This is a genomic window from Burkholderia sp. BCC1644, from assembly GCF_902833225.1.
Taxonomy (GTDB): Bacteria; Pseudomonadota; Gammaproteobacteria; order Burkholderiales; family Burkholderiaceae; genus Burkholderia.
Genome location: NZ_CADFEI010000017.1, coordinates 22,330 through 42,561 on the forward strand (window position 1 = coordinate 22,330; position 20,232 = coordinate 42,561).

Genomic DNA, 20,232 nt, shown 5'->3' on the forward strand with positions numbered 1-20,232 from the left:
CTTACTTCACCCAGATGTTCAGCGGCGACATCATCCAGCAGCCGACCACGACCACCCAGATCACCGTGACGGGCAGGAAGACCTTCCAGCCCAGACGCATGATCTGGTCGTAACGGTAGCGCGGGAACGTCGCACGGACCCAGATGAACACCGACAGCAGTGCGAAGACCTTCAGCACCAGCCAGAAGATGCCCGGGATGAACGACAGGAATTCGAACGGTGCGTCCCAGCCGCCGAGGAACAGCGTCGCAGCCAGCGCCGAGATCACGATCATGTTGATGTACTCGGCGAGGAAGAACAGCGCGAACGCCATGCCCGAGTAATCGATCATGTGACCCGCGACGATCTCCGACTCCCCTTCCACCACGTCGAACGGGTGGCGGTTCGTTTCGGCGATGCCCGAGATGAAGTACACGACGAACGCCGGCAGCAGCGGCAGCCAGTTCCACGACAGGAAGTTCACGCCGTGGCCTGCGAAGAAGCCGTGCTGTTGCGAACCGACGATTTCCGACAGGTTCAGGCTGCCGGCCGTCATCAGCACCAGCACCAGCGCGAAGCCCATCGAGATTTCGTACGACACCATCTGTGCCGCGGCGCGCATCGCGCCGAGGAACGCGTACTTCGAGTTCGATGCCCAGCCCGCGAGAATCACCGCGTACACGCCGATCGACGAAATCGCCATCGCGTACAGCAGGCCTGCGTTCACGTTCGCGAGAACGGCTTCCGCCTGGAACGGGATCACGGCCCACACGGCGAACGCCGGCACGACGGTCATGACCGGCGCGATCAGGTACAGCCAGCGGCTAGCGGCGCTCGGCTGAATGACTTCCTTCAGCAGCAGCTTCAGCACGTCGGCGATCGGCTGCAGCAGGCCGCCGGGGCCGACGCGGTTCGGGCCGAGACGCACGTGCATCCAGCCGATCAGCTTGCGTTCCCACAGAATCAGGTACGCGACGCACAGCAGGATGACGACGGAGACGACGAGGATGCGCACGACTGCCCACACCGTCGGCCATGCGAAGCCGAGAAGCTCGGCCCCGCCCGCGTTGATCGTATCGAACAAGCTCATTTACGCCTTCTCCACCACCAGTTCACCGGACAGGCTGCCGAGCGCTGCGCCGGCAGGCGTTGCCGCCGACACGCGAACGACCGTCTCCGCAAGATTCGCGTCGCGCATGGCCGGCAACTGCACCGCACGCTCGCCCTGGCGCACGCGCACGGCGTCGCCTTCCTTCAAGCCCAGCTTGTCGAACAGCGCGGCCGGCAGGGCTGCGGCATTCGCCGCCTTCGCAGCGACCGTCAGGTGCAGCGCACCTGCGCGGCGCACGAGCGCGTCGGCGTGATAGATCGGCACATCGGCCAGGCGCTCGAAACCGCCATTCGCGGCGTTCGCGGCGGCGCGCACCGGCGCGACCGACGTCTGGTTCGACAGGCGCCCTGCGACGCCGGCGTCGCCGAGCGCCGCGAGACGCACTTCCTCCGCGGTCTCGTATTCGAAGTTCGGCAGGCCGAGCAGGCTGCCGAGCACGCGCAGGACCTTCCAGCCCGGACGCGTGTCGCCGAGCGGGCGCACGACGCCGGTGAAGCTCTGCACGGTGCCTTCGGCGTTCACGTACGTGCCGGCCGTTTCCGTGAACGGTGCGACCGGCAGCAGCACGTCGGCGTAGTCGAGGCCGTGCTTGAACGGCGACATCACGACGACCATTTCCGCCTGGTTCAACGCGGCCAGTGCCTGTGCCGGATCAGCGGTGTCGAATTCCGGTTCGACGTTCAGCAGCACGTAGCCCTTGCGCGGCTGTGCGAACGCTTCGCGTGCGTTCAGGCCGCCTTCGCCCGGCAGTGCGCCGACGACGTGCGCGCCGACCGTGTTCGCCGCTTCCGTCAGGAAGCCGAACGTGGCGCCGGTGTTGTCGGCGATCCACTTGGCTACGGCATGCAGCTTCGCGAATTCCGGATGGCGGACCGCAACGTTGCCGAGCAGCACCGCGCGGCGTTCGCCGTTCGCGAGCGACTGTGCGACAGCCTGCGCGGCCGGCGATGCGGTGACGCCTGCCAGCGCGTCCGGCAGCGCGACGCCGCGCAGTTGCGCGACGGCCGCGGCGATGCCGGCCAGTTCGTCGAGCCATGCCGACGGTGCCGCCACGATGCGTTGTGCGGTCGGGATCAGTGCGTCGTCACCGGTCGCGTGCAGGAAATGCAGCTTCGCGCCGTTCTTCGCGGCCTGACGCAGGCGCGAGGCGAACAGCGGGTGGTCGCGGCGCAGGAACGACCCGACGACGAACGCGGCGTCCACGTTCGACAGGTCGGCGATCGGCATGCCGAGCCACGGTGCGCCCTGGACCGGCGCCGAGAAATCCTGCTGGCGCAGACGGAAGTCGACGTTCGGCGTCTTCAGTTCGTTGGCGAGCTGCTTCACGAGGAACAGTTCTTCAGCGGTGCTGTGCGCGCTCGCGAGCATCGCCAGCGCGTTCGCGCCGTGATCCGCGGCGATGCCCTTCAGGCCCTTCGCGACGTATTCGAGCGCGGTCTGCCAGTCGGTTTCGATCCACTGGCCGCCCTGCTTCAGCATCGGCTTCGTCAGGCGCTCTTCGCTGTTGAGGCCTTCATACGAGAAGCGGTCCTTGTCCGAGATCCAGCATTCGTTGATCGCTTCGTTCTCGAACGGCAGCACGCGCATCACGCGGTTGTTCTTCACCTGCACGACGAGGTTCGCGCCGACGGAATCGTGCGGGCTCACCGACTTGCGACGCGACAGTTCCCACGTACGGGCGCTGTAGCGGAACGGCTTGCTGGTCAGCGCGCCGACCGGGCACAGGTCGATCATGTTGCCCGACATTTCGGAATCGACCGTCTTGCCGACGAACGTCGTGATTTCCGAGTGCTCGCCGCGGCCCAGCATGCCGAACTCCATCACGCCGGCGATTTCCTGGCCGAAGCGGACGCAGCGCGTGCAGTGGATGCAGCGCGACATTTCTTCCATCGAGATCAGCGGGCCCACGTTCTTGTGGAACACCACGCGCTTTTCTTCCGAGTAGCGCGACGACGACTTGCCGTAGCCGACCGCCAGATCCTGCAGCTGGCATTCGCCGCCCTGATCGCAGATCGGGCAATCGAGCGGGTGATTGATGAGGAGGAATTCCATCACCGACTGCTGCGCCTTCACGGCCTTGTCGGATTGCGTGTGGACGATCATGCCGGCCGACACGGGGGTCGCGCAGGCAGGCACGGCCTTCGGCATCTTCTCGACTTCGACGAGACACATCCGGCAGTTGGCCGCGACCGACAGTTTCTTGTGATAGCAGAAGTGAGGAATGTACGTATCCGCCTTGTGCGCAGCCTGGATCACCATGCTGCCTTCGGGCACCTCGACCTTCTTGCCGTCTATTTCAAGTTCAACCATGATGGTGAATGGTCCTTAACCTATTTCCGCCCGTTCGCGCCTTCGCCCGACCGTGCGCTCAAATTCCGCAACCGGGTTCGCTTCAGGCCGCCGCCGCGTGCGCGTGGCCGCCGACCATGCAGTGCTTGTGCTCGACGTGGTACGCGAATTCGTCCCAGTAGTGCTTGAGCATCCCGCGTACCGGCATCGCCGCCGCATCGCCGAGTGCACAGATCGTGCGGCCCATGATGTTCTCGGCAACCGAGTTCAGCAGGTCCAGATCTTCCTGGCGCCCTTCGCCGTGCTCGATACGGTTCACGACGCGATACAGCCAGCCGGTGCCTTCACGGCACGGCGTGCACTGGCCGCACGATTCCTCGTAATAGAAGTACGACAGGCGCAGCAGCGAGCGCACCATGCAACGCGTCTCGTCCATCACGATCACCGCGCCGGAACCGAGCATCGAGCCGGCCTTCGCGATCGAATCGTAGTCGAGATCCGTCTGCATCATGATGTCGCCCGGGATCACCGGCGCCGACGAACCGCCCGGAATCACGGCCTTGATCTTCTTGCCGCCGCGCATCCCGCCGGCGAGCTCCATCAGCGTCGCGAACGGCGTGCCGAGCGGCACTTCGTAGTTGCCCGGACGCTCGACGTCGCCCGATACCGAGAAAATCTTCGTGCCGCCGTTGTTCGGCTTGCCGATCTCGAGGTAATTCTGCGGCCCGATGGACAGCAGGAACGGCACCGCGGCAAACGTCTCGGTGTTGTTGATCGTGGTCGGCTTGCCGTACACGCCGAAGCTCGCCGGGAACGGCGGCTTGAAGCGCGGCTGGCCCTTCTTGCCTTCGAGCGACTCGAGCAGCGCCGTTTCCTCACCACAGATGTACGCGCCGTAACCGTGGTGCGCGTGCAGCTCGAACGAGAATTCCGAGCCCATGATGTGGTCGCCGAGGAACCCGGCTGCGCGCGCTTCATCGAGCGCGGCTTCGAAGCGTCGATACACTTCGAAGATTTCGCCGTGGATGTAGTTGTAGCCGACGGTGATGCCCATCGCGTACGCGCCGATGGCCATGCCTTCGATCAGCGCGTGCGGGTTCCAGCGCAGGATGTCGCGATCCTTGAACGTGCCCGGCTCGCCTTCGTCCGAGTTGCAGACGAGATACTTCTGCCCCGGGAACTGGCGCGGCATGAAGCTCCACTTCAGGCCGGTCGGGAAGCCCGCACCGCCACGGCCGCGCAGGCCCGACGCCTTCACGTCGGCGATCACCTGCTCGGGCGGAATCTTTTCTTCGAGAATGCGGCGCAGCTGCTTGTAGCCGCCGCGCGCAACGTAGTCTTCGAGATGCCAGTTCTCGCCGTTCAGACCAGCGAGGATCAGCGGTTTGATGTGACGGTCGTGGAGGGACGTCATTTCGAGAGCTCCTCAAGCAGCTGGTCGATCTTCTCGCGGCTCATGAAGCTGCACATTCTGTGATTGTTCACCAGCAGCACCGGCGCATCGCCGCACGAGCCCATGCATTCGCCTTCCTTCAGCGTGAACTTGCCGTCGGGCGTGGTCTCGCCGAAGCCGATGCCGAGCTTCTGTTTCAGGTAGTCGGCAGTCGCTTCCGCGCCACCGTGCGGGCCAAGCTGGCACGGCAGGTTCGTACAGAGCGTGATCTTGTGCTTGCCGACCGGGTTGAGCTCGTACATCGTGTAGAACGTCGCGACTTCCTGCACGGCAACAGCCGGCATGCCGAGATAGTCCGCGACGAACTGCATCAGTTCGGGCGACAGCCAGCCGTGCTCTTCCTGAGCAACGGCCAACGCCGACATCACGGCGGACTGTTTCTGATCGGCGGGATACTTCGTCAACGCTCGATCGATTTCCTTCAGGCCTTCAGCTGAGATCATTTTCAGACACGACTCTTTCAATTCCTACCGAACGAACAACCTGCCGCACACTGGGGTGCATGGACGGCAGACCTGGCGCTCACTCTGTTGACAGCTTGCGAAGCCGCGCCGGTTCAACGCGCATCGCATGTGACTTACTGCTCGCCGCCCGCTCGTGCGGACGGCGCAACCATTAGCGATCGATCTCGCCGAACACGATGTCCTGCGTACCGATGATCGTGACGGCGTCGGCGATCATGTGACCGCGCGCCATTTCGTCGAGCGACGCCAGGTGAGCGAAACCCGGCGCGCGAATCTTGAGGCGATACGGCTTGTTGGCACCGTCCGACACGAGGTAGATGCCGAACTCACCCTTCGGATGCTCGACCGCCGCGTACGCTTCGCCTTCCGGCACATGGAAACCTTCGGTGAAGAGCTTGAAGTGGTGAATCAAGTCTTCCATGTTGGTCTTCATGCCGACGCGCGACGGCGGTGCAACCTTGTGATTGTCCGTCATCACCGGGCCCGGATTCTTGCGGAGCCACTCAATACACTGTTTCGCGATGCGGATCGACTGGCGCATTTCTTCGACGCGCACCAGATAGCGGTCGTAGCAATCGCCGTTCACGCCGACCGGCACGTCGAAATCCATGCGATCGTACACTTCGTACGGCTGCTTCTTGCGCAGATCCCACGCGATACCCGAGCCGCGCAGCATCGGGCCCGTCAGGCCCATCTGCAGCGCACGTTCCGGGCTGACCACGCCGATCCCGACCAGACGCTGCTTCCAGATCCGGTTGTCGGTGAGCAGCGTTTCGTATTCGTCGACGCACTTCGGGAAGCGCGTGAAGAAGTCGTCGATGAAGTCGAGCACCGAGCCGCTGCGCGCTTCGTTCATCTTCGCGAGCGCCTTCTCGTTGCGAATCTTCGACGCCTTGTATTGCGGCATTGCGTCAGGCAGATCGCGATAGACGCCACCCGGACGGTAGTACGCCGCGTGCATCCGGGCGCCGGACACCGCTTCGTACACGTCCATCAGGTCTTCGCGTTCGCGGAAGGCGTACAGGAACACGGCCATCGCGCCGACGTCGAGTGCGTGCGCGCCGATCCACATCAGGTGGTTCAGCACGCGCGTGATCTCGTCGAACAGCACGCGGATGTACTGCGCGCGCTCCGGCACTTCGATGCCGAGCAGCTTTTCGATCGCGAGCACGTAGCCGTGCTCGTTGACCATCATCGACACGTAGTCGAGACGGTCCATGTACGGCACGGACTGGATGAAGGTTTTGGATTCCGCGAGCTTTTCCGTCGCGCGGTGCAGCAGACCGATGTGCGGATCGGCGCGCTGGATGACTTCGCCGTCGAGCTCGAGCACGAGGCGCAGCACGCCGTGCGCTGCCGGGTGCTGCGGGCCGAAGTTGAGCGTGTAGTTCTTGATTTCTGCCATGACGCCCCCTTAATGTTTCAGACCGCCATAGCGATCCTCGCGGATCACGCGCGGCGTGATTTCGCGCGGCTCGATCGTCACCGGCTGGTACACGACCCGCTTCTCTTCCGGGTCGTAACGCATTTCGACATAGCCCGACACCGGGAAGTCCTTGCGGAACGGGTGGCCGATGAAGCCGTAGTCGGTGAGGATGCGGCGCAGGTCGGGGTGGCCTTCGAACACGATGCCGTACAGGTCGAACGCTTCGCGCTCGTACCAGTTCGCGGAGGTCCAGATGTCGACCAGCGATGCCACGATCGGCAGGTCGTCGTCCGGTGCGAATGCGCGCAGGCGCAGGCGCCAGTTGTTCGTGACCGACAGCAGGTGCGACACGGCCGCGAAGCGCGGGCCGTCGTGGGCGCCGTCGCCGAAGGTCTGGTAGTCGACGCCGCAGAGGTCGATCAGCTGCTCGAAACGGAGCTTCGGATCGTCGCGCAGCATCTTTGCGACTTCGAGGTAATCGCTCGCCTTCACGACGAGCGTCAGTTCACCGATCGCTTCGGTGAGGCTCACCACGCGCGCGCCGAGCGCGGCTTCGAGGTTTGCCTTGAGGGTCTCGATTTTGCTTGCCATATTGAGGGGACGCTCGGGGCTTTATTGACGGGCGATGGTATTGGTGCGGCGGATCTTCGCCTGAAGCTGGATCACGCCGTAGACCAGCGCCTCGGCCGTGGGCGGACAGCCCGGCACGTAGACGTCGACGGGCACGATCCGGTCGCAGCCGCGGACCACCGAATACGAGTAGTGGTAGTAACCACCGCCGTTCGCGCACGATCCCATCGAGATCACCCAGCGCGGCTCGGCCATCTGGTCGTACACGCGGCGCAGCGCGGGCGCCATCTTGTTGCAGAGCGTGCCGGCGACGATCATCACGTCCGACTGACGCGGACTCGGACGGAACACGACACCGAACCGGTCCAGGTCATAACGGGCCGCGCCCGCATGCATCATCTCGACGGCGCAACACGCGAGCCCGAACGTCATCGGCCACAGCGAGCCGGTACGCGTCCAGTTGATCAGCTTGTCAGCCGTCGTGGTGACAAACCCTTCCTTCAAGACCCCTTCGATACTCATTTGCTTTCCACTCCAGACGAGCGACCGAGCGTGGCCGCCCATGCAAACCGGCGATTAACCCATCACTCCCAGTCGAGCCCGCCCTTCTTCCAGATATAGGCAAAGCCCAGCAGGAATTCGAGCAGAAAAATCATCATTGCGATGAAACCCGGCCAGCCGATGTCCCGGAGCGCGACGCCCCACGGAAACAGGAATGCGGTTTCGAGATCGAAGATGATGAACAGGATGGCGACGAGATAATACCGGACGTCGAATTTCATCCGGGCGTCTTCAAAGGCTTCGAAGCCGCACTCGTACGGTGCGTTCTTCTCGACGTCCGGCTTGTTGGGACCAAGGAGCTTGCCGATGCTGACCAGCGCTATACCTAAACCAGTGCCCACGAGGAGGAACAACAAGACGGGGTAATAGGCTGCGAGGTTCAAGGCAATCCTCTATCGGTTGGTTCTGAGCGTCCGGAGAATACCACTTCCGGCGGAAGGAATCATTTCGGAGTGCAGGCGATCGCAAGACAACCGCAAGCACACCCCAGAAATGAAAAATGCCAGCCACTAGAAGCGGCTGGCATTGAGTAACTTTGGTGCCGACGGCGAGACTCGAACTCGCACAGCTTTCGCCACTACCCCCTCAAGATAGCGTGTCTACCAATTTCACCACGTCGGCACTGCATGCAACTCGGGTTGTGCTGCTTGTTCCCGCGAATCGCTTCAAGAATTAAATTCTAACCCGAGTTCCAGATTTGTTCAACGCACAAACACAAAAAATTTAACTTTTTATTTCGGGACATCCTGGCCCGGCGCGCTTGCAGCCGAACCCGCAACGGCGGCGGATGCCGCGACTGCCGGTGCCGATGCTGCAGGTGCCGATGCCGGCGCAGTCGCGGCCGTGCCGAGCACGCCGGCCGACGGTGTCGACTTGTACGAACCGAGGTACGTCAGCGCGAGCGTCGCGACGAAAAAGATCGTCGCGAGAATGCCCGTCGTGCGCGACAGGAAGTTCGCCGAGCCCGTTGCACCGAACAGGCTGCCCGACGCGCCACTGCCGAACGCAGCGCCCATGTCGGCACCCTTGCCGTGCTGCAGCAGCACGAGACCAATCACACCGAGTGCAGACAGCACCTGCACCACAATAATCAGCGTCTTGAATAACAGCATCACACCCACCCGATTGGATCGGGCGACCGGACCGTCCGGCCGCCGTCATGGTTCAATTCGATCTCGGACCGCTTATCGCGCGGCCCGGCAGATCGCCAGGAAATCTTCCGCCTTCAGCGACGCGCCGCCGATCAGGCCGCCGTCGATGTCCGGCTGCGCGAACAGTTCTTCCGCGTTGTCCGGCTTCACGCTGCCGCCGTACAGCACGGATACGTCCGCCGCACCCTTCGCCGCGAGGCGCGCGCGCAGGAACGCATGCACGTCCTGTGCCTGCGCCGACGTCGCGCTCTTGCCCGTGCCGATCGCCCAGACCGGCTCGTACGCGACGACGATGCACACGGCCTCGTCGGCCGTCAGCACGGCCAGCACCGCGTCGAGCTGCGCACCGACAACCTGCTCGGTCGCACCCGACTCGCGCTCGTCGAGCGTCTCGCCGACGCACACGACCGGCGTGAGGCCGGCTGCGAGTGCGCGTTGAGTCTTCGCCGCGACCGTCTCGTTGCTTTCGCCGTGATACGCGCGGCGCTCCGAGTGACCGACGATCGCATAGCGTGCGCCGAACTCCGCGACCATCGCCGCCGCCACTTCGCCGGTGAACGCGCCCTGCTCGTGCGCGGACACGTCCTGCGCACCCCAGGCGACACGGCCGCCGTCGAGCTGCGCGTGAACCTGCGCGAGATACGGGAACGGCACGCACACGCCGACCGACGTTTCGGCCGCCACCGCGCCCGCGCCCTGCACCACTTCGTTCAGCAACGCCTGGTTGCCGGCCAGCCGGCCGTGCATCTTCCAGTTGCCGATCACCCGCTTAGTTCTCTGTTTCGACATCGTGTCTGTCTCGTCATCGACGCGCCGGAAACCGGCCGTCAGGTTTGATCTGGCGAAGCAAACCCGCGATTTTACTGCGCACGGCTTGAACCGGTCAAACCGCGCATGTCAAGCCCCGCCACACGGGCCATCAGGCGGTCGTACCCCAATCGAGGACGATCTTGCCGGTGTGCTCGCTGCTTTCCATCAGCGCATGCGCCTGCGCGGCATCCGCGGCCGGCAACACGCGATAGATCACCGGCTTGATGCGCCCGTCGGCGATCAGCGGCCACACGCGCGCCTTCAGTTGCGCGGCGATGCGCGCCTTGAACTCGACCGGGCGCGGGCGCAGCGTCGAACCCGTGATGGTCAGCCGGCGGCGCAGAATCTCGCTCAGGTTGACGTCGGCCTTCGCGCCACCGAGCAGCGCAATCAGCACGAGACGGCCGCCGTCCGCGAGCGCGGACAGCTCGCGCGGCACGTACGAGCCCGCCACCATGTCGAGGATCACGTCGACGCCGCGATCGTGCGTCAGCGACTTCACGACCTCGACGAAATCTTCGGTCTTGTAGTTGATCGCGCGTTCGGCGCCGAGCGCCTCGCACGCGCGGCACTTGTCGGCGGTGCCGGCCGTCGCGAACACGCGAAAGCCGAGCGCGTGCGCGATCTGGATGGCCGTCACGCCGATACCGCTCGAGCCGCCCTGCACGAGCAGCGTCTCCTGCTCGCCGCCCTCGCCCGCGCCTAGCTGCGCACGGTCGAACACATTGCTCCACACGGTGAAGAACGTTTCGGGCAGCGACGCAGCCTCGATATCGGTGAGCCCGTCGGGCACCGGCAGACACTGCGGCAGCGGTGCAACCGCATATTCGGCATAACCGCCGCCCGCGAGCAACGCGCACACGCGATCGCCCAGCTTCAGGCCGAACGGGTTCAGTGCGGCATCGGACAGGTCACCGCCGACGATCTCGCCCGCCACCTCGAGGCCCGGCAGGTCCGACGCACCCGGCGGCGGCGCATAAGCGCCCTTGCGCTGGAACACGTCGGGCCGGTTCACACCGGAAGCCGCCACCTTGATCAGCACCTCGCCACGCTTCGGTTCGGGGCGCGGACGCTCCGCAAGCTTCAACACGTCGGGGGCGCCGAATTCGGTGATTTCGATGGCTTTCATGGTGAGGGAGGCTCCAGGATCGGAATCGGATGGCGCGCCCGGGCACGCGGCACGGACGCCTCGCCGGCGCTGCTGCGCCGCACAACGATGCTACAGAAAAAACGGCCGGCACGCTTTCGCACTGCCGGCCGTTGGTCCGCCTGTCCGCTTACTGCTGCGGCGGCGTGTCCGACTGCGACGCTGCCGCTGCTTCATTCAGCAGCGCCTTCGCCGACAGACGCACGCGACCCTTTTCGTCCGTCTGGATGACCTTGACCTTCACTTGCTGGCCTTCCTTCAGGTAGTCGTTGATGTCCTTCACACGCTCGTTGACGATTTCCGAGATGTGCAGCAGGCCATCCTTGCCCGGCAGCAGGTTCACGATCGCGCCGAAATCGAGCAGCTTGAGCACCGTGCCTTCGTACACCTGGCCGACTTCGATTTCAGCCGTGATTTGCTCGATGCGCTTCTTCGCTTCGGCCATGCCTTCGCTGCTCGTGCTCGCGATCGTCACGACGCCGTCATCCGAGATGTCGATGGTCGTGCCCGTTTCTTCCGTCAGCGCGCGGATCACCGAACCGCCCTTGCCGATCACGTCGCGGATCTTTTCCGGGTTGATCTTGACCGTGATCATGCGCGGCGCGAATTCCGACAGTTGCGTGTTCGCACCCGCGACCGCCGACGTCATCTTGCCGAGGATGTGCATGCGGCCTTCCTTCGCCTGCGCGAGCGCGACCTGCATGATTTCCTTCGTGATGCCCTGGATCTTGATGTCCATCTGCAGCGCCGTCACGCCTTGTTCCGTGCCGGCCACCTTGAAGTCCATGTCGCCGAGGTGATCTTCGTCGCCGAGGATGTCGGTCAGCACCGCGAACTTGTTGCCTTCGAGGATCAGGCCCATCGCGATACCCGCGACGTGCGCCTTCATCGGCACGCCTGCGTCCATCAGCGCGAGGCAGCCGCCGCACACCGATGCCATCGACGACGAACCGTTCGACTCGGTAATTTCCGACACAACGCGGATCGAGTAGCCGAATTCGTCGGCGCTCGGCAGGCACTTGACCAGCGCGCGCTTCGCGAGGCGGCCGTGGCCGATTTCGCGGCGCTTCGGCGAGCCGACGCGGCCCGTTTCGCCGGTTGCGAACGGGGGCATGTTGTAGTGGAGCATGAAGCGCTCGCGGTACTCGCCTTCGAGCGCGTCGATGATCTGCTCGTCACCCTTCGTGCCGAGCGTCGCGACGACCAGCGCCTGCGTCTCGCCGCGCGTGAACAGCGCCGAGCCGTGGGTACGCGGCAGCACGCCGGTGCGGATCTCGATCGGGCGCACGGTGCGCGTGTCGCGGCCGTCGATACGCGGCTCGCCGTTCAGGATCTGCGAACGGACGATCTTTGCTTCGATGTCGAACAGGACGTTGCCGACGGTGGCCTTGTCGGCCGCTGCCGTACCGGCTGCCTGCGCGTCTTCCTCGAGCTTCGCCGAGGTCGCCGAGTAGACTTCCTTCAGCTTCGTCGAGCGAGCCTGCTTGTCACGGAGCTGATAAGCGGCGAGCAGGTCGTTCTGCGCCAGGTCCGTCACACGCGCAATCAGCGCCTCGTTCTTCGGCGCCGGCTGCCAGTCCCACTCGGGCTTGCCGCCTTCGCGCACCAGTTCGTGGATCGCGTCGATCGCGACTTGCATCTGCTCGTGACCGAACACGACCGCGCCCAGCATCACTTCTTCCGACAGCTGGTCGGCTTCCGATTCGACCATCAGCACCGCGCGCTCCGTACCCGCGACGACGAGGTCGAGGCTCGATGCCTTGATCTGGTCACGCGTCGGGTTCAGCACGTAGGCGTTGTCGATGTAGGCAACGCGCGCGGCACCGACCGGGCCGTTGAACGGCAGGCCCGACACGGCGAGCGCAGCCGATGCGCCGATCAGCGCGGGGATGTCCGCCGGGATTTCCGGGTTCACGGACAGCACGTGGATCACGACCTGGACTTCGTTGTAGAAGCCTTCCGGGAACAGCGGACGCAGCGGACGGTCGATCAGGCGCGACGTCAACGTCTCATGCTCCGACGGACGGCCTTCGCGGCGGAAGAAGCCGCCCGGGATCTTGCCGGCCGAGTAGGTCTTCTCGAGGTAGTCGACGGTCAGCGGGAAGAAGTCCTGGCCCGGCTTCGCCGACTTCGCGCCGACGACGGTTGCCAGCACGACGGTATCTTCGACGTCGACGATCACCGCACCGCTCGCCTGGCGAGCGACTTCACCGGTTTCGAGGCGCACCTTGTGCTGGCCCCACTGGAATTCCTTCACGACCTTGTTGAACATGGACATGGTTGCTCCTTTGAATTCATGCATTTCATTCGCCGCGCCGGCCATCCGGCACAGCGGCGTCCCGACAGAATCACCCGGAGCAAGGTGTGTTTTTTATGCCATTCCAGCGCGGCGCTCGTGCAGCGACGCGCTGGAATGACACAAATCCTGCCCCGGTATCAGTCGTTGCGGCTGCCCCGCACGAAGTGCCGGACAGCCTGCGATGCGCGTGACGCTACGCACCGCGCAAAAACAAAATGCCTGTATCAGCGGACTGACACAGGCATCTTGCTGGCGGCAATCGCCTCGATTACTTACGCAGACCCAGCTTCTCGATCAGTGCGCGGTAACGGTCGGCATCCTTGCCCTTGAGGTAGTCGAGCAGCTTGCGGCGGCGGCTCACCATGCGCAGCAGGCCGCGGCGGCTGTGGTGATCCTTCGCGTGGGACTTGAAGTGACCCGTCAGTTCGACGATACGTGCGGTCAGCAGTGCGACCTGGACTTCGGGCGACCCCGTGTCATTGGTACCGCGGGCGAACTGAGCAACGACTTCCGACTTCTTGATATCTGCAACAGACATGTGATTTCCTTTCTAACTGAACAGGCGGACACGGAAGAATGGCCGTGCCGTGACTTACAACCGGCGCGCATTGTAGCACAACTCCGCGCCGTTCTTACCGCCCCCTGTCACGGACGCGTCATCGAACACGTCGACGGCATCTCCGTGCGCAGTGCCGGCACCGCCAGCACCGTCCGGAAGCCGTACCCCGACCCCTCGTTGTCGAAGCGCACGCCCGGCGTGCCGGCCTTGTCCATTTCCATCACGTAAAGGGGCTGGATCAGCTGATGATCCTGCGCGCGCATCCGCGACGCATGGAAGCCGTCGTCGAACGACAGGCCCTCGAGCGCCCGCGCAACCGCGACGGGGTCGGCCGAGCCCGCGCGGTTCATCGCCGCGGCCAGCATCTCGATCATCAGGCTCATCCGCCGCACCGGATAGTCGTCCTGCGCGGCCGGGAAACGGGTTCGGAACGCGCGGTAGAACGCGTCCGACTTCGCGCCGCCCGCGTTCGGGTGCCAGTCGGCCACCGCCACGACGCGCCCGACACCGGCATCGCCGAGGGCCGCCGGCGCGCCGAGGCTGTTGCCGTAGAACGTATAGAACTTCGCGTTCAGCCCCTGCTCGCGCGCCGCCTTCACGAGCAGCGTCAGGTCGTTGCCCCAGTTGCCGGTCACGACGGCGTCCGCGCCGCTGGCCCGGATCTTCGCGATATACGGCGCGAAATCCTTGATCCGACCGATCGGGTGAAATTCGTCGCCGGCGATCGCCACGTCCGGGCGCCGCGCGGCCAGCGCCTGACGCGCAAGCGTGCTGACGTCGTGGCCGAAGCTGTAGTCCTGGTTCAGCAGATAGACCTTGCGCAGCGCGCGGTCGCGCGCCATCACGTCCGCGAGCGCGGCCATCCGCATGCCCGCGTGCGCGTCGAAGCGGAAATGCCAGAAGCTGCAGCGAGCGCCGGTCAGCGCCGGATCGTCGGCCGAATAGTTCAGGAACAGCATCCGGTTGTCCGGATCGCGCGCGTTCAGCTTGTCGAGCGCCGCGACGAGCGCGGCCGCGACGGCCGAACTGTTACCCTGCGCAACGAAGCCGATATGGCGGTCCGCAGCCACGCGCAGTTGCACGAGCGCCTCCTCCGGGCTCCCCTTGCTGTCGAGCACGACGAGTTCGAGCGGGTGCGCGCCGTCACGCAGCTTCACGCCGCCCGCCGCGTTGACCTGCTCGACGCCGAAGCGCAGGTTGCGCTCGACGGCCGCGCCGGCGTTCGCGAACGGGCCCGACATCCCTTCGATCAGCGCGATCCGCACCGGCTCGCCGCCGGCAAACGCGGACGACACCAGCATCCACCCTGCGCTCAACGCGAGCGCGCACCGCTTCCACCCCTGCATCGGCCCACCTGCCCTTCAATCTGCCCGAGAAGCGCGGATCATAGGCCGGCGCACCCGCCGCCCGCAAGCGTGGCCATGCCGGCGATCCGCACCGATTTTTTCCGCGCGATGCACCGTCGCGCGCCGTCCGTGATACAACGGGACCTGTTTCCGTGTTCTGGAGGATCCCATGCGCATTCGCATTCCCGCGCGCCTGCCGGTGCTGGTCGCCTGTGCCGCCGCACTGCTCGCCGGTTGCGCGCAACCGTGGCAGCAATACCAGGCCGGCCAGGACGAGTCGGCGATCGTCGCGCGCATGGGCCCGCCGCGCGAGATCTACGACTTGCCCGGCGGCGGCAAACGGCTGATGTGGCCGACCCAGCCGATGGGCGAGATCACGATCGCGGCCGACGTCGACGCGGCCCACAAGATCGTCAACGTGCGCCAGGTACTGCAGCCGAGCGAGTTCTATCGTGCGGAAATCGGCAAGTGGACGAAGACCGACGTGCTCGTCAATTTCGGACGCCCCGTCGAGACGTCCTACTTCCCGCTGATGAAGCGCGAGGTGTGGACGTACCGGTATCTCGAGGACAACGTCTGGTACATGATGTACAGCTTCTATTTCGATCCGCAGGGCATCCTGCGCATCACGCAGAAAACCCCGGACCCGCTGCACGATCCCGATCGCCGCAACCTGTTCTGACCGATTGCGCATTTACGCGCAATTCTCACAATGGCCATTCACGAATTATTGCGTAAATGGCCATTTCCTTTTTTCCGCTGCCTTATTTAATTCCGGGAATATAGCGGAAAACTTTTCCGATCGATGACATTCCGATGGCAATCCGCTGAACGCCCCGTCATGCGGGCCATTGCGCCGAAACAGGCATGCCCGATGCATGTCATGCGTTGGGTTGGTGCATGCAATGCACTACGCCAAATCAATTTGAAACAATTTGTTTCAATGCACCCGGAGTGCTAGGGCATACCCCTAATATCAGTCGAAACCAAACCTTTCAATTTAGAAAGATTGCAATTGCGTCATTTCGGCGATATTTATTTGCCTTTATCAGAAAGGAGTCCTCATGAATCGCCCCAAGAGCATGCTGGTTGCCAACATTGCCTGGGCCCGCGAGACGCGTGAACACACACCCGGTTTCTTCGACGCGCTTGCGCGCGGCCAGAACCCGCGCGTGCTGTGGATCGGTTGCGCCGACAGCCGCGTGCCGGCCGAAACCATCACGCACTGCGCGCCCGGCGAACTGTTCGTTCATCGCAACATCGCGAACCTGTTCCATCCCGACGACGACAATTCCGCCAGCGTGCTCGAGTACGCGGTGCGCGTGCTGAAGGTCGACCACGTGATCGTGTGCGGGCACTACGGCTGTGGCGGCGTGCGCGCGTCGCTGCTGCCGCCGCCGGCCGACCTGCCGCACGTCGCGCGCCGCATCGCGCCGCTCTGCGCGCTCGCACGCCGCCATCGCGACACGCTCGACGGGCTCGACGACACGGCCGCCGCCGATCGCCTCGCCGAACTGAACGTGCTCGAACAGGTGCGGCTGCTCCGCGCATCGCCGATCGTGCGCGGCCGCGAACGGCCGCCGCTCGTGCACGGCTGGATCTTCTCGCTCGCCGACGGCCGCCTGCTGGAGCTCGATTCGGGCTACGCGACACCGCCCGTCGACGTCGAACCTGCGCTGGCCACGACCGCCGCCGCGCTCGGCTGATTCATCCCCCGCCCTTACGCCAATGAAATCGCCCCAACCATGAAACTGAACGAGCGCCTGTCCACCCTGCCGCGCGACATCGTCGCCGGCATCGTCGTTTTCCTCGTCGCGCTGCCGCTATGTCTCGGCATCGCCAACGCCTCCGGCGTCGAGCCGTTCGCCGGGCTCGTGTCCGGCATCGTCGGCGGCATCGTCGTCGCGCTGCTGAGCGGGTCGTCGCTGTCCGTCAGCGGGCCGGCCGCGGGCCTCGTCGTGATCGTCGTCGAAGGGATCGCCCAACTCGGCAGCTTTTCCGCGTTCCTGCTCGCGGTGCTGCTGTCCGGCGTGCTGCAATTCGGGTTCGGGATGCTGCGCGCCGGCCGCTTCGCCGCCTACGTACCGTCGCCCGTCATCAAGGGCATGCTCGCCGCGATCGGCCTGCTGCTGATCGTGAAGCAGATTCCGTTCGCGTTCGGTATCGGCGGCTCGGCCGCGCAATCGTTTGCGAACTGGCCGGGCCTGCCGGTCGCGTGGGCCGCCACGGCGATTGCGCTCGCGTCGCTCGGACTGCTGATCGCGTGGGACACGCCTGCGCTGCGCCGCTTCGCGCTGGTGCGCTCGGTACCGGCGCCGCTCGCGGTCGTCGTGCTCGGGATCGGCGCGACGCTCGTGCTGGGCTTCGTCGCGCCGGCCGTTGCGCCGGGCGCCGCCCATCGCGTGACGCTACCCGAGCTCGGATCGTTCGCGGCGTTCGCGGCATCGCTCAAGCATGCGGAGCTCGGCCCGAACTTCGCGCAGCTCGTCAATCCGGACGTGTGGCGCGTCGCGATCACACTCGCGGTCGTTGCGAGCCTCGAGACGCTGCTGAGCCTCGAAGCGGTCGAGCAGATCGACCCGAAGCGCCGGCCGACGCAGCCCGACCGCGAGCTGAAGGCCCAGGGCGTCGGCAATCTCGTCGCGGGCGCGGTCGGCGGGCTGCCGATCACGTCGGTGATCGTACGCAGCTCGGTGAACGTCAACGCGGGGGCGCAAAGCCGGATGTCGGCCATCGTCCACGGGATGCTGCTGCTCGCGAGCGTGTTCGCACTCACCGGCCTCATCAACCTGATCCCGCTCGCGAGCCTGGCCGCGATCCTGATCCATACGGGCTTCAAGCTCGCGAAGCCGGCGCTGTTCCGTTCGGTGATGAAGCAAGGGCCGGCCGCGTTCGTGCCGTTCGCGGCGACGATCATCGGCGTGCTCGCGGTCGACCTGCTGTTCGGCATCGCGCTCGGCCTCGCGTGCAGCGTACTGGCCGTCGCCGTCGCGAACCTGAAGAGCCCCGTCACGCTCGCCCAGCACGACGACCACTACCTGCTGTCGTTCCGCAAGGACGTGTCGTTCCTCGGCAAGGTTCAGGTCAAGCACCACCTGCGGCACATTCCGGACCACGCGGCGGTGATCATCGACGCGACGCGCGCCGACTACATCGATCACGACGTGCTCGAACTGCTCGACGCGTTCGTCGCCGATGCGCCACGGCGCGGAATCGCCGTCGAGTTCCGCCGGCGCAGCCCGGCGACACGCCCCGCTGCGCGCCGCTGGCTGTTCCGCGCACCGGCTGCCGAATGATCGGCAGATGAAAAAACGCCCCGGCGGCGCAGGGCCGCACGGGGCGTTCGGGAGATGCGCAGCGCGCGGCGCTTACGAGCGCTGCGGGTTGAGCTTGTCGTCCTTCGAATGCAGCTTGTTCAGCGCGGAGATGTACGCCTTCGCCGACGCGGCGACGATGTCCGGATCGGTGCCGACGCCGTTGACGATCCGCCCGCTCTTCGACAGACGGACGGTGACTTCGCCCTGCGCCTGCGTACCGGTCGTGATGGCGTTCACGGAGTACAGCAGCAACTCGGAACCGCTGCCGACTTCACCCTCGATCGCATTGAACGTCGCGTCGACCGGCCCGTTGCCGCGTGCCTCGCCGGTCACTTCCTTGCCTTCGACCGCGAACACGATCTTTGCCTGCGGCTGCTCGCCCGTTTCCGAGCGCTGCGACAGCGACACGAACTTGAAGTGTTCGTGCTCGTGCGCGAGCGCCGACTCTTCGGACACGATCGCGATGATGTCTTCGTCGAAGATCTCGGCCTTGCGGTCGGCCAGATCCTTGAAGCGCATGAACGCGGCGTTCAGTTCGGATTCGCTGTCGAGCGACACGCCGAGTTCCTGCAGGCGCTGCTTGAACGCGTTGCGGCCCGACAGCTTGCCGAGCACGATCTTGTTCGCGCTCCAGCCCACGTCTTCCGCGCGCATGATCTCGTAGGTGTCGCGCGCCTTCAGCACGCCGTCCTGGTGAATGCCCGACGCATGCGCGAACGCGTTCGCGCCGACCACGGCCTTGTTCGGCTGCACGACGAAACCGGTGATCTGCGACACGAGCTTCGACGTCGGCACGATCTGCGTCGTGTCGATGCCGACGTCGAGGCCGAAATAGTCCTTGCGCGTCTTCACGGCCATCACGATTTCCTCGAGCGACGTGTTGCCTGCGCGCTCGCCGAGACCGTTGATCGTGCACTCGATCTGACGCGCGCCGCCGATCTTCACGCCGGCGAGCGAGTTCGCGACGGCCATCCCGAGGTCGTTATGGCAGTGCACCGAGAAAATCGCCTTGTCCGAGTTCGGAATGCGTTCGCGCAGCGTCTTCACGAGGTTGCCGTAAAGCTCCGGCACGCCATAGCCGACGGTGTCGGCGATGTTGATCGTCGTCGCACCCTCTGCGATCACGGCTTCCAGCACGCGGCAGAGAAAATCCAGATCGGAGCGGCTGCCGTCTTCCGGCGAGAATTCGACGTTGTCGGTGAACTTGCGCGCGAAACGCACCGCGAGGCGCGCCTGCTCGAACACCTGGTCGGGCGTCATCCGCAGCTTCTTCTCCATGTGCAGCGGCGACGTCGCGATGAACGTATGGATCCGGAAGCTGTTGGCCGGCTTCAGCGCGTCGGCCGCGCGCTGGATGTCCTTGTCGTTGGCGCGGGCCAGCGAGCAGATCGTGCTGTCCTTCACGAGACCGGCGATCGTGTGAATCGCATCGAAGTCGCCGTTCGAGCTGGCCGCGAAGCCGGCTTCGATCACGTCGACCTTCATCCGCTCGAGATGCTTCGCGATGCGGATTTTCTCTTCCTTCGTCATCGACGCGCCGGGCGATTGTTCGCCGTCACGCAACGTCGTATCGAAAATGATCAGCTTGTCTGTCATGGGGGGCTCCAGGGCTCTTTATACGGAAGTCAAACGTAATGAGATCGCGCCACCGCTGGCGACGCTCAACAACAGACGAAGCTTGACGGGGGGGCGAGAACGGTCAGCGCGGCAGGCGCGCCGACGCTAGCGCGCGTAGCGGCGCACCGGCTAG

At 64.9% G+C, this 20,232-nt stretch carries 18 protein-coding genes and 1 tRNA gene; 3 read left to right on the forward strand and 16 right to left on the reverse strand.

Annotation, left to right across the window (positions count from 1 at the left end; all coding sequences use genetic code 11):
* Nucleotide 1: 1 nt before the first annotated feature.
* The 15 genes from nuoH to HWX87_RS28465 all read right to left on the reverse strand — a co-directional run bounded on the left by nuoH (nt 2) and on the right by HWX87_RS28465 (nt 15,165).
* Nucleotides 2-1,069, reverse strand: a complete 1,068-nt coding sequence (gene nuoH / locus HWX87_RS28395) for an NADH-quinone oxidoreductase subunit NuoH (RefSeq protein ID WP_034190807.1) — start codon at nt 1,067-1,069, stop codon at nt 2-4.
* Nucleotides 1,070-3,400, reverse strand: coding sequence for an NADH-quinone oxidoreductase subunit NuoG (nuoG, locus tag HWX87_RS28400; RefSeq protein ID WP_176050373.1), 2,331 nt, complete (start codon nt 3,398-3,400; stop codon nt 1,070-1,072). It lies immediately after the preceding gene.
* An 82-nt stretch (nt 3,401-3,482) separates the two neighbouring features.
* Nucleotides 3,483-4,793, reverse strand: coding sequence for an NADH-quinone oxidoreductase subunit NuoF (gene nuoF / locus HWX87_RS28405; RefSeq protein WP_176050374.1), 1,311 nt, complete (start codon nt 4,791-4,793; stop codon nt 3,483-3,485).
* Nucleotides 4,790-5,275, reverse strand: coding sequence for an NADH-quinone oxidoreductase subunit NuoE (nuoE, locus tag HWX87_RS28410; RefSeq protein WP_006756903.1), 486 nt, complete (start codon nt 5,273-5,275; stop codon nt 4,790-4,792). Before nuoE ends, nuoF begins: the two co-directional genes overlap by 4 nt.
* 172 nt (nt 5,276-5,447) lie before the next feature.
* Nucleotides 5,448-6,701 carry an NADH-quinone oxidoreductase subunit D gene (locus HWX87_RS28415; protein ID WP_006478265.1) on the reverse strand — a complete coding sequence of 418 codons (1,254 nt, stop codon included), beginning with the start codon at nt 6,699-6,701 and terminating at the stop codon, nt 5,448-5,450.
* 9 nt (nt 6,702-6,710) lie between these two features.
* The gene (locus HWX87_RS28420) at nt 6,711-7,313 is read right to left on the reverse strand and encodes an NADH-quinone oxidoreductase subunit C (protein ID WP_176050375.1); all 603 of its coding nucleotides are present in this window, start codon (nt 7,311-7,313) and stop codon (nt 6,711-6,713) included.
* Between the two features lie 21 nt (nt 7,314-7,334).
* Entirely contained in the window at nt 7,335-7,814 is a 480-nt protein-coding gene (locus HWX87_RS28425) for an NADH-quinone oxidoreductase subunit B (RefSeq protein WP_006398799.1), read from the reverse strand.
* A 62-nt stretch (nt 7,815-7,876) separates the two neighbouring features.
* Nucleotides 7,877-8,236 (reverse strand): NADH-quinone oxidoreductase subunit A, encoded by a 360-nt coding sequence (locus HWX87_RS28430; protein ID WP_006398798.1) that lies wholly within the window; start codon nt 8,234-8,236, stop codon nt 7,877-7,879.
* Between the two features lie 153 nt (nt 8,237-8,389).
* A tRNA-Leu gene (locus HWX87_RS28435) sits at nt 8,390-8,474 on the reverse strand.
* Nucleotides 8,475-8,584: 110 nt separating this feature from the next.
* On the reverse strand, nt 8,585-8,965 hold the full coding sequence (gene secG / locus HWX87_RS28440) for a preprotein translocase subunit SecG (protein WP_042977371.1): 381 nt from the start codon (nt 8,963-8,965) through the stop codon (nt 8,585-8,587).
* A 72-nt stretch (nt 8,966-9,037) separates the two neighbouring features.
* Nucleotides 9,038-9,793 (reverse strand): triose-phosphate isomerase, encoded by a 756-nt coding sequence (tpiA, locus tag HWX87_RS28445; protein ID WP_176050376.1) that lies wholly within the window; start codon nt 9,791-9,793, stop codon nt 9,038-9,040.
* A 130-nt stretch (nt 9,794-9,923) separates the two neighbouring features.
* Nucleotides 9,924-10,943, reverse strand: coding sequence for an NAD(P)H-quinone oxidoreductase (locus HWX87_RS28450; RefSeq protein ID WP_176050377.1), 1,020 nt, complete (start codon nt 10,941-10,943; stop codon nt 9,924-9,926).
* A 148-nt stretch (nt 10,944-11,091) separates the two neighbouring features.
* A complete protein-coding gene (pnp, locus tag HWX87_RS28455; RefSeq protein ID WP_176050378.1) occupies nt 11,092-13,239 on the reverse strand; it encodes a polyribonucleotide nucleotidyltransferase in 2,148 nt (715 codons plus the stop codon).
* 289 nt (nt 13,240-13,528) lie between these two features.
* The gene (gene rpsO / locus HWX87_RS28460) at nt 13,529-13,798 is read right to left on the reverse strand and encodes a 30S ribosomal protein S15 (protein WP_176050379.1); all 270 of its coding nucleotides are present in this window, start codon (nt 13,796-13,798) and stop codon (nt 13,529-13,531) included.
* 107 nt (nt 13,799-13,905) lie between these two features.
* Entirely contained in the window at nt 13,906-15,165 is a 1,260-nt protein-coding gene (locus HWX87_RS28465) for a branched-chain amino acid ABC transporter substrate-binding protein (RefSeq protein WP_176050380.1), read from the reverse strand.
* Nucleotides 15,166-15,334: 169 nt separating this feature from the next.
* On the opposite strand from HWX87_RS28465, the gene HWX87_RS28470 reads away from it, so the two are divergent.
* From HWX87_RS28470 to HWX87_RS28480, 3 genes are all read left to right on the forward strand, one after another.
* Nucleotides 15,335-15,847 (forward strand): hypothetical protein, encoded by a 513-nt coding sequence (locus tag HWX87_RS28470; protein ID WP_176050381.1) that lies wholly within the window; start codon nt 15,335-15,337, stop codon nt 15,845-15,847.
* A 382-nt stretch (nt 15,848-16,229) separates the two neighbouring features.
* Nucleotides 16,230-16,871: a carbonic anhydrase gene (locus HWX87_RS28475; protein WP_176050382.1), complete on the forward strand. Its 642-nt coding sequence runs from the start codon at nt 16,230-16,232 to the stop codon at nt 16,869-16,871.
* A 39-nt stretch (nt 16,872-16,910) separates the two neighbouring features.
* The gene (locus HWX87_RS28480; RefSeq protein WP_176050383.1) at nt 16,911-18,461 is read left to right on the forward strand and encodes a SulP family inorganic anion transporter; all 1,551 of its coding nucleotides are present in this window, start codon (nt 16,911-16,913) and stop codon (nt 18,459-18,461) included.
* A 72-nt stretch (nt 18,462-18,533) separates the two neighbouring features.
* Here the strand turns inward: HWX87_RS28480 and HWX87_RS28485 are convergent, their stop codons facing one another.
* Nucleotides 18,534-20,078, reverse strand: coding sequence for a 2-isopropylmalate synthase (locus HWX87_RS28485; RefSeq protein WP_176050384.1), 1,545 nt, complete (start codon nt 20,076-20,078; stop codon nt 18,534-18,536).
* Nucleotides 20,079-20,232 lie beyond the last annotated feature (154 nt).

Bases quoted from the DNA above. Each gene is read 5' to 3' on its own strand.
- nuoH (WP_034190807.1), bottom strand. From the start codon at position 1,069: ATGAGCTTGTTCGATACGATCAACGCGGGCGGGGCCGAGCTTCTCGGC.
- nuoG (WP_176050373.1), bottom strand. From the start codon at position 3,400: ATGGTTGAACTTGAAATAGACGGCAAGAAGGTCGAGGTGCCCGAAGGC.
- nuoF (WP_176050374.1), bottom strand. From the start codon at position 4,793: ATGACGTCCCTCCACGACCGTCACATCAAACCGCTGATCCTCGCTGGT.
- nuoE (WP_006756903.1), bottom strand. From the start codon at position 5,275: ATGATCTCAGCTGAAGGCCTGAAGGAAATCGATCGAGCGTTGACGAAG.
- HWX87_RS28415 (WP_006478265.1), bottom strand. From the start codon at position 6,701: ATGGCAGAAATCAAGAACTACACGCTCAACTTCGGCCCGCAGCACCCG.
- HWX87_RS28420 (WP_176050375.1), bottom strand. From the start codon at position 7,313: ATGGCAAGCAAAATCGAGACCCTCAAGGCAAACCTCGAAGCCGCGCTC.
- HWX87_RS28425 (WP_006398799.1), bottom strand. From the start codon at position 7,814: ATGAGTATCGAAGGGGTCTTGAAGGAAGGGTTTGTCACCACGACGGCT.
- secG (WP_042977371.1), bottom strand. From the start codon at position 8,965: ATGCTGTTATTCAAGACGCTGATTATTGTGGTGCAGGTGCTGTCTGCA.
- tpiA (WP_176050376.1), bottom strand. From the start codon at position 9,793: ATGTCGAAACAGAGAACTAAGCGGGTGATCGGCAACTGGAAGATGCAC.
- HWX87_RS28450 (WP_176050377.1), bottom strand. From the start codon at position 10,943: ATGAAAGCCATCGAAATCACCGAATTCGGCGCCCCCGACGTGTTGAAG.
- pnp (WP_176050378.1), bottom strand. From the start codon at position 13,239: ATGTCCATGTTCAACAAGGTCGTGAAGGAATTCCAGTGGGGCCAGCAC.
- rpsO (WP_176050379.1), bottom strand. From the start codon at position 13,798: ATGTCTGTTGCAGATATCAAGAAGTCGGAAGTCGTTGCTCAGTTCGCC.
- HWX87_RS28465 (WP_176050380.1), bottom strand. From the start codon at position 15,165: ATGCAGGGGTGGAAGCGGTGCGCGCTCGCGTTGAGCGCAGGGTGGATG.
- HWX87_RS28470 (WP_176050381.1), top strand. From the start codon at position 15,335: ATGCGCATTCGCATTCCCGCGCGCCTGCCGGTGCTGGTCGCCTGTGCC.
- HWX87_RS28475 (WP_176050382.1), top strand. From the start codon at position 16,230: ATGAATCGCCCCAAGAGCATGCTGGTTGCCAACATTGCCTGGGCCCGC.
- HWX87_RS28480 (WP_176050383.1), top strand. From the start codon at position 16,911: ATGAAACTGAACGAGCGCCTGTCCACCCTGCCGCGCGACATCGTCGCC.
- HWX87_RS28485 (WP_176050384.1), bottom strand. From the start codon at position 20,078: ATGACAGACAAGCTGATCATTTTCGATACGACGTTGCGTGACGGCGAA.